Below are 13,871 nucleotides of genomic sequence, written 5' to 3'. Positions count from 1 at the left end.
GGGCGGTTTTATTTCGCAGTTGGGCGCAGCTACCTAGTGGAGAATACCATTTGGAAGGCTTTCGTTTCGACGTGGAGGACAATCCAATTGTATATATCAGCGTCGATTCGATTGAATCTATCAATGGTTTATCGCTACTGACGAACGAATGGTGATCTCACGAGGATATGTAAATAGAACAGAATAGAGAGGAGGCATCGCCCTCTGGCTTTGTAAGTAGGAGCTGGAGTTGGCGATGCCAACTCTCGCTTCTGCTTTAAGGCCACGGCGAGTGGGAATGGACGTAAAATTTGAATTTGTTCCGACTAACCACCGAATTGCCATTGAAGAAAACCTGAGGAAACCCAATAATGTCTCCCGAAGGATATGGTCATATCTTAAGGAGGAATCCTGGGATTTCAGAGGTGTGGTGCGGGAGCACAGTGCCATTTTTTCAAAAGGATCGGATTATATGGCTCTGCATCACTTTTTGAATGAAATGCCAGTCGGGGACCTAATGGGTTACGCGACTGATATTCTCTGGAATGAGGCCCTCTCATGTGCTGAACCGGCAGGAGAGTTTCTCGCCCACATGGAGAGCAACGGGTATGTTATTCGCTTGCCGTATCAAGCTTGGATTGACGATTGGAGCAACGCTATCTTATCCCGCATGATCCCAGGCATCGAGCGTAATTGGCATGGTTTTTCGCCAAAACACAAGCTCCTCTGCTGGATCACGGACGGAAAAGATTATTTTCTGGCAGAATTCTTCTTCGATTTCCCGCTCCCGCCGTATGGCGTAGGTGAACCGCTTCCTTGGCCTTCGCTGGATGAGTGTTCGGAAGTGGTAAAAATGGATCTCTTCGATTATTTTGGTTTGGATCTCCCGAAACCGTCTAAGAATGTAACAGAAGGCGAAGCGTTTGAGATCGCAGATGAAGTGGATGAAGAGATGCTGGAAGAGTCGTTTGAGGTCATCGAACATTGCATGAATTCGTTTGAACATGTATTGATTGCATACTCCGGCGGCAAGGACAGCCACACGTGCCTGCAAATGGCGATCAGATATAAGATGAGACATCCAGATTGCAGCACGAAGATTTCCGTCATAAGTGCCGATACGCTAATTGAGAACCCTCTGCTTATTGAACATGTTTACAAAGTGAAGGAGCGGGTTGAATCATTAGAACTCGACATCGATTTCCGAGTTGTCACTCCAGACTTGGAGGATACCTTCCACGTTTGCGTGTTTGGTAAGGGTTATACGCCGCCGAGTTCCTTGAATCGCTGGTGCGTGGATCGACTAAAAAAGTCGCCTGCAGATGAAGTTCTCGAAGAATTTGCAGCATACTATGCCGAAAGTACCGGTGATCAAATTGTTTTGCTTATCGGTACGCGGAGCAAAGAGAGCAGCAACCGGTCCCGAAGTGTTTCCAAGTACTTCGGCGATGAGTTCTTCGGGGAGCATTCAATCTCAGGGATAAAGACTTGCGCGCCAATAAAGCGTTGGTCGGCACGTGATGTGATTACCTATTTGGTGAGGTATGAGGCCCCTTGGGGAGATTACGGAAATTTCAATCTTATCAACCTGTATGGCTCGGCCGCGGGGGGATGGGAAGAGTGTCCGATCGGAGCTGCAATGTCCGATATAAACGATGGAGTGTCAGCCTGTACGAGCTCAAATTCAGCAAGAATGGGCTGCGTCTTGTGCTCGGTGGTACGGCAGGACACCTCACTTGAAAATATGGCTAAGGATTACCCCGAACAGTTGGTGCCTTTCGTCATCATGCGGAAGGTGCTCAAGGCAGCCCAAGAAATCCGCTACGGATCTTTGACCGGTTATAAACGGGAAAGAAAAGGCTCGAAAGCGATAGCTGACGGTTATTATATGCAGGGTCTGCTTTCAAGCGGGCTCGGCGATTTGACGCTGGATGTCCGGGTACTGTTACTCGAAAAAATGCATGATTTGGGTTTAAAGATTCCTCAGAAGGAAGTGTTTCAGATTTACAGGGAGGTTCGACAGCGGGAATTTTCCGAAGGCATCGCGCTAAGTGGCAGATTCCAAGATGCTTTGTTCGCATTCCTCCTGGTTCATCCCGGTTATTTTGAAACATCGTTTTCGCCAATCTGGGACCCGTGGGGCTGCGGTGTGGACACCTTTTCTGAAGAGGACTTAAAAGCCATAGAGCGAATCACAATGGCACATAGGGAGCGGGCAAATATGGAAGAAGAGAAGCAAGTAGAACAACTTGTGTTATTTATCCTGCCCGAAGCGATCTGATTGAGGGGAGAGAGGCATCATGTTGCTTGAATATCAGTGGTATCATGAATTGGTTAAGGCTAAAAAGAGCGATCCGAATAAGTCGTCGTCGGGTAAAGGCAAGCCACTTGAATCAAATGAAATGACTACCGCACCGTAAAGTGAAAATAAGAAAGCGACGGGGATATGTATTCCCGTCGCTTTCTTTTATCTTAATAAGTCAACTGCACTGGTGAGTGCAATTGTTTTCACAAACGAAGCAACCTTTTATGGATGCTCGTGTAATGATGATAGTTCATGATAGTTGGACGAAAAGCAGCAATTAGAAACCTTCAAAGAAATCCTCTGTCATCGTTATTGAATGATTGTCATCGATATCAAGACTTTTAATTGTATCACGATACCCATGAACAATTTCTTTAATTAACATATTTTCAATTCTAACTTTTTCAATAGCTGCTTTCTTCCAACCTTCATCATGAACAGTAGACTCCTCTAGATAAATAAGCATTTCATATTGAAAGAGAAGATTTAATAGTTGCGGTCGTGCCAATCCTCTATTTGTATCATTAAGCACTTTTAAGAAATTCTTACGATCTAATTCCCCAATCTCTTCTCTTACTTCACTGGACATGGTCGCTCCAGAAAAGTTCAAAGTCTCCTTTGATGTCTCTTTTACTAATGTTATTATTGGTGCATCTTCGCGCTTTATGTGGGCGAGACGAATCTTTCTTAAGGTTTCTTGCTTTACTAATAAACCGTATAAGGGGGCGTAAACCTCATTCAAACGTCTTATAAAGATATCTCTATTTTTCTCATATATATATTTTCTCCAAGTCACTCCAGCAGTGATGAACCCACCTATCAACCCAACCAGATTTAATGCGCTTAATATCAGACTAATAGACCACACCCAATTTGTATTTGTTGATGCCTGGATAACATTAACATTTGCAGCGAGTAAAAACATGTGACACTCTCCTTTATATTGAGTAAAATCCACGATTGGCATCACGAAAAAGGCCGGGGATGCTTACCTCTGTCCTTACTTGTGCACTGCTTCCGCAACCCTCAAATAATAACGTTAATTGTAAAATGTTGTCAACTTTTTTTTATAAGGAATCAGTTTTTGATATTTAACAGGAGATCGGGGTTTTTCTCGTTTAATACATTTAGATGAGCTAACTTGCGAGTCGGTGATCCGCACTGGTATATCGCTAAATGTGTCAATTAGGCTAAGCAGCAAGTCAGAGCTACGTTGATAGAATCTTACGCGATGTTCGATAATAATCGACATAAAATGACGTTTTACCACCATTTACTAATAACTCCACGGATGGTAGCATGTGGATATGTAAGAATCTTGTAATATAAATATAGCGAGGTGAGTCAGTCTTTCATTGCGAGGCAAAGGGCTTATCATTCATTTTAGGAGGAGTATACTTGAATTTTAAAAAGTCAGTTACATTGCTTCTGATTACAACTTTAATTTTTGTTTTAACATTGACAACATTTGATGTAAACAAAGGGTCTGCAGAACAATCTGATCGAGAATTAGAAGGTACATATTTATCAGCTGCAAAGAAAATAATAGGAGATATTAATGATAGTGGATCATTTTATATTGACCGTAAAAACGGGTTTAAACTTGTATTAGCCTTGTCCAAAGATGATGAAAAGTTAAAATTAATACAAGAAAAACTCAAGAATGTAATTCCATCAGATATCCTGGAAATTAAGGGTAAGGACAAACATAAATATTCAACCAATGAATTATTGAATATCAATAAGTATATATTTGATCATTTAGATGAAATAAAGAAAGATGGTACAAATATTGTCGCAAGTTATATTGATGAGGTGCTAGATAAAGTAATTGTAGAGGCAAAATTAATGCCTGATTCCACCAAAAAATCTCTTGAACTGTTATTCGGAAATGCAATTGATATTCGAATTGATGAATCATTTTCAGACATGATTGATACCGTTGCTTCAAGAACTGGAAATAATACGGTTCTTGGTGGAGGAATCGGTATTGTTAGGAGCGGAGGTTGTTCGACAGCAGCTACTGGGTACGATGGGAATAATAAAAAGTATATTATTACAGCAGGTCATTGCATGTTAGGAACCGGTTCAACAGTGAAACAGTACACTACTACTGTCGGTGTTGATTATGCTACGGCGTATGTAAATGGCGGCCAAGATATTGGTCTCGTTCAAATTACAGATACTACGAGAAAAATTAGTAGTTTGGTATTAAAGAATGGTGCAACAGATTATGACGCGAAGTTTACGAGTACTGGTTCTGTAACTCAAGGGCAAACTGTATGCAAAGCTGGTTTAGCAACCAACTATACTTGCAGTACTGTACTGAGTACATCATACACTAGTATGAATCCAACTACTGGTGTTGATCTACCTGACCAGATTAAAATAGCTAATCCCAACTGGACATTCCAAAATGAAGGAGATAGTGGAGCCACTTTATGGAGTGGAGAAGTGTTACATGGTGTTATGTCACGGAAATCAAGTACTCAGGATGCTAACGCTTTTGCCACCGCTAGCAAAATATCGTACTTTTCATATTATTGGCCATCGATTAATATTTACTTATCTGCTACTCCATATTAGGATAAATTAATAGATTTTTGGAGAAAAGGGGGGGATAAGATGCGAATTTCAGTCGTCGTGTTAATGTTTATCAGTTTGCTTGGTATCACGGCTTGTAACAAACAGAATGAAGCTGTCGAACCGCAGCCTGTAAAAGCTACTTACACGGGTTACATCACAAAAAAAACCCCTGATCGAATTCTTGTAGCTTCAGAAACGAAAATGACCGGTAGCGAGATGTACGGGGCCATATGGCTTGGATCCTCCGACGACAGCCTTGTTATCGGACAACACGTAGAGGCTACTTTGGAAGGAGATATCGATTCCTCCTACCCTGGCGTCGGATCCGCAAGCAGCGTTGTCGTCTTACCTATTTCGATATCGGGCGAAGCAAAATTAAAACCTGAGCAAGCGCTAGCATTGGCCATCTCTAGTAAATCCGATATGTTAGTTCCAATTATCACGAAAATTACTTACGAGGGGACTACAAAAAAATGGATGATTGGTATAATGGACGGCCTGGCTCCTAAACCGAGCGAAGAGATTGTTACTATTAACGATGAAGAAGTGGAAGGCAAGTAAGGGAATTAACACTGCGGCTTCTTTTAATACTGGAATAAGAAGCTTAAAGTCAATCTAATATGAACTTTGAAAAAAGAAGGCGCCTAAGGTGCGCGCCTTCTTTTTTGCTATTTTTGGTTCTTGCGCTGTACTTCCATTTTCTCGAACGCCGCAGTGTGGGGCTTCATTGACATAATCCTATTGATTTCCTGCTTGCTAAGTTTTACAAACCCGTACTGCCGGCGTTCTTCCGGTTTCAGGTCTTCGTATAGCCGTGTCATGGGTTGTGACCCTCCTTAGAAAAATGCCAACTGTCCCGTCTTTTCTTCGATTAAACTTAATGCCTGGTCTATTATTTCCTCCGTATGTGGATGTGGTGACTTGTCGAGTTCATCTAACCATGTTTTACGTCGGGCAAGGAATTCTTCGTTGGACTTCTGATATTTTCGGATTTGTTCCATTGTGTATTTGTTCATGTTACCGAACGGTGGGTTGGACGCTACTACCTCAAACTTCAGGTTCCGAGCCTGGGCTTTCACGATCTCTAGCTTCATTCCGGCAGGCATCTCCGACCATGGGATAGTCATGAATTCCCACTCACACTTGAGGGCGCTGTTCTTCTGCAGATCAAGTGGCTGAACATAGATTTCAACACGCTCCTTGTTTTCTGAGAAGATATCTGCGGGAGCGACATATTCTCCAAGCAAACTGTCCCCAAGGTAGATACGGCTGTTGGTGTTAAATTCATAGTAGCGGTGAATCCGCATTTCTTCCTCGGAAAAATGAAGTCCTATAATCGGATGAGGTACATATAGGAGCCAGGGCTGGTATAAAAATGCCTGGATGCTCGCGGCTTTCACCATCGCAGGGTTATAGTCCGCTCCAACGAGGTTCAAGTTGTCGGAAGTAAGCAGCATCGCTCCCGCTCCAAGGCATGGTTCAAAAACACATTCGCTTCGCCGAGAAGGATCGCCACTATCTCTGCCACCTAACATTTTCATGATAGCCATTGTAACGTTTAATGGCGTTGGATATCCGCCAACTCCGGACTGCCCCGAGTAATCAATTAAAAAATTGGAGAGATAGTCGCTTGGATAGAGTAGCATAAGGGAGATATCGAAGGTTTCGTACCAATGTCGCCATGTCCTCTCGTTGATGTTCGGTTTTTCGAACCAACCGATCCCTAGTCCGTATCCAAGCCATTCCATGAAATCATGACCGCTGTATCCGTTACTATAAGCTTGATCCATGTACTTGCTTAGCATTTTCTTAACTTGCTCAGCCCCATCAAACATACTGAACGGGCAATCTGGAATAATATCCGAGGTGAATTCGAAACGTTGGTTGTTCAGTATGTTAAGCCATGCGCTCCATCGGCCACGGATTATTGTCTCAAGTTTCATCGCCATGCCGCGATTCCATCCGAAATGTTGGCTTAATGCTACATCATGCGCCGGCTCTATGTATAGAGGCGAACGTTCGATCTGAGAGACAAGGGCGTTCTTCAATAACCGTTCTTCTGGTTTATAGCTTTGGAGGAATTTATCGATCGCGCCTTCCTTGATGCGATCTTTCTTCCGGCTGCCGCGAACCACTTCTAAACCTTTTTCCACGTCTTTCTCATCATGCTCCAATATATCAAATATCTTCCGCGCTACCTGCATTGCTCGCTCCCCCTTTAGGAATACATGTATTCTGCTCTCTTGATATGCCGTTCCCCTTCGAACCATTCGAAAGGGGAAATGATGTCTTGTAGTTCCCATTCATGAATCGTCGGATCGTGGAGCTGCCCGATGCCGAGCCTTCGCATGGCTTCATCAGCATGGCTGACGTAATTCTGTAGACTAACGGCCTGCTGATGGAACCAGTGGGCATCCGTCCATTCACCAGAGGCCAATGCGATTTGGATCGATTCTTGAGCATCTTTTAAATCTCTAACGGTATTAAGCTTCTGCATGGCCAAATAGTTCTTTTCCATCGAGATTTGAAATAGTGCCAGCCCGCGCCGCTTACTTTTACCGATCTTCTTCCATCCTGCTCGTTTGAAGCAATATCCCGGTATTTCACTGATTACCTTCTGCTCGTTCACGTATGTAATAAAGCCGTCTCGGGGAATTTGGCCGCCCCATTCACAGACGGTGGCAAAAATCGCCCATTTGATTAGCTCAGAGCTGAGGTGATCGGATTCGTTCCTGAAGATCGTACACTCGAAGGCTACATGACCATCGTCCCGAATCCCGCTCCAAGTAACCCATACCGCTTTGGCATCAACAGTCCGCAGCACGAGGTTCCGGCCGGGACGGGTAAACTGTTTCGAGCCTACTTTCTGACGACTATAATGGCGGTCGGCGAGTTCCCTGCAATCCTGATCGCCTTTGTTTGTGATGAGCCAGGGTCCGTATTTCTGATATAGGTTGAAACATAATTGGGTCATGAGATTCCCTCCAACGTCCTCTATATATTTATTGTAGAGGAGGGGAGACGTGGGGACGAATTTTGAAAGGGCCTATTTTCACAGTGAGTGAAAACAGACCCTTGTAGATGAATTTATGAATACTTGTTAGAGGTTAATATGTAGCGGTTGAACTGCTTTTCCCTCATCGTCATAAAAATCATCATGAATCTCATAGAAGACTCCGTGCATTGCTAGAATCTCTTTATACGCAGTTGGCTCCAAGCTCCTAGCAAGTAGTCGGTGAAGATGTGTTCGGCACACATTTATTCTTAGCGTCACCTCGTTGTAATCTTCGGTTAGATATAAAAGCGTATCATGGACTTGGCCGCACGCATCACAGGGACCGATTGGTAATGTTGATTCGGTTGGAAGCGGGAGGACTTCAGGTTTCTCACTATTGGAGATGTGGATCACATATTCAAGAGCATGATTTGGGCACAGAATAATTTTGTCCTTCCCGTCATCAAAAGAAGATAATATGGGTTTGAAATTGATGAGACATTCTGTTCTGCAACACTTTTCGGACATAAGATTCACCTCTGGATATTTTTATGGCTTGCTTTCATTTCGCAAAGAAAACTCTGCGATTCTGGCAATGAGCGACTTCCGATTGATGAACATTAAGCTTGCTTCCCTCCACAATAAATTGTTCTGTGATGAAGGGGTTATAGTATGCAATTTGGTTGGCGCCAGCGGGCGGATTAGGGGAGTTGGCAATTATAAAGGTTCCTTCTACATATGCATGAACACTACGAACACCCGTCGACAAAACCCGGCTTCTTCCCTTATCAGATACCTTAAAGAGGGCATCTCCAATAGTCACAGTATCCGCATACGCAACAACCAATCCTGTTTTTTTACTCCTAATGGAGAAACAAGATCGATTTAGATTCTGATAAACTTGTACTCGGTCTCCTGCCTCGAGAGACCGATTCTTTACCAACTCCAATTGGATCACGCCTTTCAAATCTGCTATCTCTAGCATAAGGGAAGGCGGGAAGTGAGGCGATTTTGGAAGGGGATATCTTGTATTCTTTCGCGCTATTTAATACAATATAAATATACCTATCATTTTACTTATGCACCTGCCATGCGGCTCAAGGTGTACCGTTGATTTACTATTGGTTCATGATAGGGATAAATATGCCCAAAAACGCCCTCAAAGGCGACTGTTAGCTTTAGATTCTTTCTAAAGCAGAAGTCTCCTTTTGAGGGCTTTTTTTGTTGTCCGAAATACAAGGAGGTGAAGAAATCAAGGAGAGGGCAACAAGGCTTTTTGATTAAAAACAAAATTATATTTTTGAGGAGGTGAAGGGACCTGTTTTTTTGGGTCCCATTTTTATGTTCAAAATTCCTGCTGAGATGCTTAAAGGCATTATTGGTCCGTTAGCTAAGTCTGCACGCAAATCCGGAGCTGGCAACAAAACACTTTATATTTCCACGACTGAGGAGAGCAGTGTTTCGTTTTATTTCGCAGATGCTGCCCTGAGTGTGGAACGAAAGGCAAATGTAGCTATTGAGGCTGAAATGGCTGTCGCAACTATGCTATTCGAAATCGATCAGAAGGTATCTGCTCTTCCATCAAATGAAGAAATCCTGATACAAGTCCAGGGTTCCCGCTTGATGATGAAATGGGGCGGGAGAGACTCTCACATCGCAGTTGATTTGATGCCGGAGACAATGCCAATGCTAGAACCGCCTACACCGGAATCCACTGTCTCCTGGAAGCCAGGCGCGCTGCACGGGATCGTTCGTATGATGATTCCATTTTGCGCATTGCCGGGTCACGAAAAAGCAAGTTCGCTTCCGGCAATTCTCGGTATTCATTTCAGTAAAGAGGAAACGGGAGAGGTCTTTCTGCGTGCAACGGACAGTTTCAAGTATGTTCGTTGTTTGGCACAGAAGCTGGATTGGTTCGACAAAAACCTTTCACTTGATGCTCGAATGCTTCAAGCCGTTTCGGAAGTTTTGCCACCGGACGCAGAAGTACAAGTCGGGATCACGAAATCGGGTTTGGTCGTGTTCAATACTGGTCTTGCAACGTGCATTGCAGCGCCGCTCAACGGGGAACTTCCAGTCGCCTATATGGACCAAGCCTTCGACTACAAGGCAAAAACCAAGATTAGGCTGGATCGGCTTGAGCTTATTGAGCTCATGCGCCGAGTCCGAAAGGTAGCCGCAAACAACAAGCCGTATACGATTTTGCTCATGAAAAATGGACGCGTAACGGCTCAGACGATTGATGGATCCCTGGTGCAGGACTTAGGTGGTGCTGTCGATGGTGATGGTGTTGCTGCAATCGCAATTCATGCAGAACACATGGAAATCGCTGCAACGTACTTCCAATCGCCTCATTATCGCGGTTCGGATGAAATTGTACTTTACGTAAGTGGTTATCGGTCGCCGATTACAATCGGACTTGATGGTCAAGATCGCGTAAACATGACTGTCCTACCGGTTGTCGTGACGGAAGTAGAGAAGTTGAATTCGGCACCATCTACTGCTGCGACTTCGAAGTCAGCAGCAGTAGCAGCCGGCATTTAAAAAAATCACAAAAAGTGAGGTGAGTGCCTCCGCGATATTAATTCGCGGAGGCTTTTTGATGAGTTTAATTCGAGTGAATTATAACGATAAAGCTTTGGTTTTTCGGGGGGAACATATCCGTGATTCGCTTGTGATTTCTGAATGCTTCGCTTCCGAGGGAGTACAGGAGAAAGAATTATCATGGCATTACCTCGTGACAAGAAGTAACGATTCGATGACCAATCATCGAGTTGTATGCCAGCTTGAACATTGGGGTATAGAGACCGATTCGGAGGAGCTGGTAAAGCTTCAATCGGTTCTCCGTCGTAAACGCAAGAACTACGAACTGGATATGATTCCTTTATCGGAGATGAAGATGACGAAACGGTTTGTGGATGCTCAGCAGAAGGTCAAAGACAAGTTCGGAGGCGTCGTTTTTGCGGATGGTACACAGCTTTATGATTACCAGATAGAGTGTGCCTCGTACATTGTGGCTAAGAAGCGGCTGCTAAATGCGATGGATATGGGCTTGGGCAAGACAAGGACCTCCATCGTAGGCGTAGCTGCTGATGAATCCAATAAACGCATCCTCATTATTACGATGTCACGTAACTTGAACGACTGGATACGGGAGTTGAAGAATTTGGGTTTCGAAGATGATTACATCATTCTCTCGAATCCTAGTGACCTGCATAGTACAAAACGTTTCCATCTTGTTTCATACGAGAAGTGGGCTAATGATGCAGGACGGGTCGTGTATCGCCAAAAGGAGCATACCGAATGCCCGCATTGCCAAATCTCATTTGGCGGGGTGTTCAAGCGGAACCTTCGTTATTGTACCGTTTGCAAGAAGCAAGCTAATCCGCTCGAAGAGCGATGGAGCGACAAGGATAGGCCGGAAGAGTGTCCGAAGTGCAAATGTGAGTGGAAACCTGGTCAGCATATTTGCAGCAATGTCATCGAACAGCATATTGGTCGGAGGGAGAAGCGCGTTTGTGGCTATTCAATCATTGAGTCGAAGAAGCCAGCGCTCTATCAGTTCTATCACAACGGTTATGATGCTTGCGTGGTAGACGAGGCTCACTATATCAAAAGCGGTGACACACGTAGGGCTCTTGCAGTTCGACGAGTTAAGACGAGAGTTAAAGTGGCACTATCTGGTACACCGGCTGAAAACGGAACAGAGGATTTGTTCTGGATCCTCGGCTGGTTAACTGGTTTCTCTTCCCGATATGACGACCCACTAGCAAATGTAACCGGTAATCCTCGTCCGTTTCAAGGATATGGGAAGGTTGGATATGAAAATTTCAGAGAATTTTACGGGGGCGGGAAGAAACGAGCGGTATTGGACATCGACTCTGTGCAAGCAAGAGTATCCAACCACGAGAAACTGTGGAAAGTCCTAGACAGCATTATGTACAGAAAAAGAAAGCAAGATGCAGATGTACAAGCTCATATTGCTGTGCCGAAACCGGAACATCATCGCTATCACGTAGATATGTTCCCGGCCGAGAAGGAGTTATACGACAAGAAGGTTCAGGAGTTCTCCGATTGGTACGAGATGGAGCTCATGAAGAAACAAGCAGCGGTGGGGCGAGGGGACGTTTACCGCATCAATACGATTGAAATCTGTACGTGGATGCGCAAACTCCAACAAGCTGCCTCATGCCCGTGGGTTTTCCCAGAATACGACGCCTCCAAAGGCGTTAAGACGGCTAAAATTCAGTTCCTTGAAACCAAGGCGATTGACCTCCTTCGTAGGAATAAGAAAATGCTCATTTTTTCCGGTCACAAGGAAACGATTGAGTATCTGTCTTTGTCCCTCGATAATATCGTATTTGGGAAGAGGGCGGAATTCATTCATGGTGGAGTAAAGAAAGAGGACCGTTGGAAGTTGATCGAACGGTTCCAGGATCCGAATGATCCGCTTTCGATTCTCATTCTGTCCCATCGTACAGGAGCTGAATCGTATACCTTAACCGAAGGGAAGAGTGTCTTTTTGTTCGATTTAGACTTCAACGGCAAGCGTATTGAACAGTGTTATTCGCGAGCCGTACGTTTGGGTCAGAGAGACGTCGTTGATATCTGGTGGCTAATGAATGTTGGCACAATAGATGTTAATATGCATGGTCTTTGCTTATCGAAGATCAGTGGTGTGAACTTGGCTATTGATCGGGAGTCGCTTGATTTTGAGGAAATCGCGAACGAGTTCGAAGGTGATGCACTTGCTTCTACAAAGTCGATGGACATGGAGGAGTTTGCTCATCAGATGCTCAAGAGTGGAACGTCTCGTTCGCAAATTGCCTAATAAAGATAAGAGGAGAGGGTACTATGTTTCGTTCCGTTCTGGAATTAAACGGGTTTACGAATATTGCTCAGCAAGAGAGAGTGAGGCTGCCGCGAAAAGGCAGCTCTCACAGAATTCGTTAATTTGAGGAGGAGGACAAGACAATGACAACATATTATGTAACGGTTACATTCAAATGCAAACAAGGTGGACAAGAGCATAGTCAGTCATTCGAGAATATGGATCAAGCAAGAGAATACACGAACGGCACGACATGGATGATAGTTGGATATGAGTTTGTAGATCAAAAGGAGGTTGTTTAGCCAATGGCAGCACCTTTCTTTGAAAAATCTACGGGCATTGTTGTAATTGAGTGGTACGAGTCGAAGGGAACTTCCTCGGCTCCGACCCGTCATCACTTTGAAGCAAAGCCAATCAAGCTCCAGCTCCACCCGAAAGATCCTTCCAAGGTCATCCGTATCTACTTTGAAGGTAAGATGCCATCCTGGTTGAAACGATACGTGAAGGAGAAAGAGCATCCCTTTGAATGTACTGAGATTTATCAAAATGGCATGGTGGGCTGGTGGATCGCAAACTGGCGTAAGTTTCATATTGAGAAACCGTTGAATGCTCCAACAATCAAAGGATGCATTAATGCATTTATTGATCTAATTCCTTTGGTAGTGGTAGATTATCGTGACCGCGTAAGGGAAGGGATGGATACAATTGCAAGAAACCTAACAATCGACCAAAAGTTTTATGAGCCATTTGGCTTGTATTATCGCCCCGAAGAAATCACAGGCGATGGCGGGGCTATGGTCATTGATGAAGACCTATTCCCAAAACGAATGTCCGATGAATCAGATCTTGACTTTGAATGCCGCATTCGGTCCCACGGTCATTTGGACCGTCTCATTTTTGAGTTAACGACACCTCTTCCTGTCTCGACAATTGAGGATGAAGAAGAGATGGTTGAACCATCTGAAATCGAGGGAGAGATTGAACTTGACCCTGTTGATGAAGAAGGTTTCGATCTAGAGTTTGTCGAAGAAGGTGAATTCGATCTAGAGTTTGTTGAAGAAAGCGAATTCGATCTAGAATTTGATGAAGAAGGCGAATTCGTTCTGACTCAAGATGACAATTCGTTGGATGGTCAATCGTTGATTTTTGAAGAAGATTCAGATGATGAGGCAAAC

The 13,871-nt window shown here is 44.1% G+C and carries 12 protein-coding genes; 7 read left to right on the top strand and 5 right to left on the bottom strand.

The genetic code is table 11. The annotated features are described in order from the left end of the window. Positions 1 to 235 precede the first annotated feature (235 nt). Positions 236 to 2,260, top strand: coding sequence for a phosphoadenosine phosphosulfate reductase domain-containing protein (locus AC0YN4_RS27155; protein WP_475784037.1), 2,025 nt, complete (start codon positions 236 to 238; stop codon positions 2,258 to 2,260). Between the two features lie 301 nt (positions 2,261 to 2,561). On the opposite strand, the gene AC0YN4_RS27150 is transcribed toward AC0YN4_RS27155, so the two are convergent. After that, positions 2,562 to 3,209 carry a hypothetical protein gene (locus AC0YN4_RS27150; protein ID WP_475783867.1) on the bottom strand — a complete coding sequence of 216 codons (648 nt, stop codon included), beginning with the start codon at positions 3,207 to 3,209 and terminating at the stop codon, positions 2,562 to 2,564. 473 nt (positions 3,210 to 3,682) lie between these two features. Between AC0YN4_RS27150 and AC0YN4_RS27145 the strand changes: the two genes are divergently transcribed. Together AC0YN4_RS27145 and AC0YN4_RS27140 are read left to right on the top strand one after the other, a co-directional pair. Further along, the gene (locus AC0YN4_RS27145) at positions 3,683 to 4,870 is read left to right on the top strand and encodes a S1 family peptidase (protein WP_475783868.1); all 1,188 of its coding nucleotides are present in this window, start codon (positions 3,683 to 3,685) and stop codon (positions 4,868 to 4,870) included. A 39-nt stretch (positions 4,871 to 4,909) separates the two neighbouring features. Then, positions 4,910 to 5,431, top strand: a complete 522-nt coding sequence (locus AC0YN4_RS27140; RefSeq protein WP_475783869.1) for a DUF3221 domain-containing protein — start codon at positions 4,910 to 4,912, stop codon at positions 5,429 to 5,431. A 107-nt stretch (positions 5,432 to 5,538) separates the two neighbouring features. Here AC0YN4_RS27140 and AC0YN4_RS27135 read toward each other — a convergent pair whose 3' ends face one another. The 4 genes from AC0YN4_RS27135 to AC0YN4_RS27120 all read right to left on the bottom strand — a co-directional run bounded on the left by AC0YN4_RS27135 (position 5,539) and on the right by AC0YN4_RS27120 (position 8,850). Then, a complete protein-coding gene (locus tag AC0YN4_RS27135) occupies positions 5,539 to 5,691 on the bottom strand; it encodes a hypothetical protein (protein WP_475783870.1) in 153 nt (50 codons plus the stop codon). A gap of 15 nt (positions 5,692 to 5,706) precedes the next feature. Then, positions 5,707 to 7,074 (bottom strand): hypothetical protein, encoded by a 1,368-nt coding sequence (locus AC0YN4_RS27130; protein WP_475837288.1) that lies wholly within the window; start codon positions 7,072 to 7,074, stop codon positions 5,707 to 5,709. Between the two features lie 14 nt (positions 7,075 to 7,088). Further along, positions 7,089 to 7,844 (bottom strand): hypothetical protein, encoded by a 756-nt coding sequence (locus tag AC0YN4_RS27125; RefSeq protein WP_475783872.1) that lies wholly within the window; start codon positions 7,842 to 7,844, stop codon positions 7,089 to 7,091. Positions 7,845 to 8,427: 583 nt separating this feature from the next. Beyond that, positions 8,428 to 8,850 carry a hypothetical protein gene (locus AC0YN4_RS27120; RefSeq protein WP_475783873.1) on the bottom strand — a complete coding sequence of 141 codons (423 nt, stop codon included), beginning with the start codon at positions 8,848 to 8,850 and terminating at the stop codon, positions 8,428 to 8,430. A gap of 356 nt (positions 8,851 to 9,206) precedes the next feature. Between AC0YN4_RS27120 and AC0YN4_RS27115 the strand changes: the two genes are divergently transcribed. The 4 genes from AC0YN4_RS27115 to AC0YN4_RS27100 form a co-directional block, all read left to right on the top strand. Continuing rightward, positions 9,207 to 10,409: a hypothetical protein gene (locus tag AC0YN4_RS27115; RefSeq protein WP_475783874.1), complete on the top strand. Its 1,203-nt coding sequence runs from the start codon at positions 9,207 to 9,209 to the stop codon at positions 10,407 to 10,409. Positions 10,410 to 10,602: 193 nt separating this feature from the next. Then, the gene (locus AC0YN4_RS27110) at positions 10,603 to 12,696 is read left to right on the top strand and encodes an SNF2-related protein (RefSeq protein WP_475837287.1); all 2,094 of its coding nucleotides are present in this window, start codon (positions 10,603 to 10,605) and stop codon (positions 12,694 to 12,696) included. Positions 12,697 to 12,839: 143 nt separating this feature from the next. Continuing rightward, positions 12,840 to 12,998, top strand: a complete 159-nt coding sequence (locus AC0YN4_RS27105) for a hypothetical protein (protein WP_475783876.1) — start codon at positions 12,840 to 12,842, stop codon at positions 12,996 to 12,998. Positions 12,999 to 13,001: 3 nt separating this feature from the next. Then, the coding region (locus AC0YN4_RS27100) for a hypothetical protein (protein ID WP_475837286.1) at positions 13,002 to 13,871 on the top strand (870 nt) is incomplete at its 3' end.

The organism is Paenibacillus sp. J22R3, assembly GCF_056269305.1.
This window is presented reverse-complemented; position numbering and strand designations above follow the sequence as displayed.

What these genes read in the sequence shown, in the direction of transcription:
- AC0YN4_RS27155 (WP_475784037.1), top strand. Translation starts at nt 236, where the DNA reads ATGCCAACTCTCGCTTCTGCTTTAAGGCCACGGCGAGTGGGAATGGAC.
- AC0YN4_RS27150 (WP_475783867.1), bottom strand. Translation starts at nt 3,209, where the DNA reads ATGTTTTTACTCGCTGCAAATGTTAATGTTATCCAGGCATCAACAAAT.
- AC0YN4_RS27140 (WP_475783869.1), top strand. Translation starts at nt 4,910, where the DNA reads ATGCGAATTTCAGTCGTCGTGTTAATGTTTATCAGTTTGCTTGGTATC.
- AC0YN4_RS27135 (WP_475783870.1), bottom strand. Translation starts at nt 5,691, where the DNA reads ATGACACGGCTATACGAAGACCTGAAACCGGAAGAACGCCGGCAGTAC.
- AC0YN4_RS27130 (WP_475837288.1), bottom strand. Translation starts at nt 7,074, where the DNA reads ATGCAGGTAGCGCGGAAGATATTTGATATATTGGAGCATGATGAGAAA.
- AC0YN4_RS27125 (WP_475783872.1), bottom strand. Translation starts at nt 7,844, where the DNA reads ATGACCCAATTATGTTTCAACCTATATCAGAAATACGGACCCTGGCTC.
- AC0YN4_RS27120 (WP_475783873.1), bottom strand. Translation starts at nt 8,850, where the DNA reads ATGCTAGAGATAGCAGATTTGAAAGGCGTGATCCAATTGGAGTTGGTA.
- AC0YN4_RS27115 (WP_475783874.1), top strand. Translation starts at nt 9,207, where the DNA reads ATGTTCAAAATTCCTGCTGAGATGCTTAAAGGCATTATTGGTCCGTTA.
- AC0YN4_RS27105 (WP_475783876.1), top strand. Translation starts at nt 12,840, where the DNA reads ATGACAACATATTATGTAACGGTTACATTCAAATGCAAACAAGGTGGA.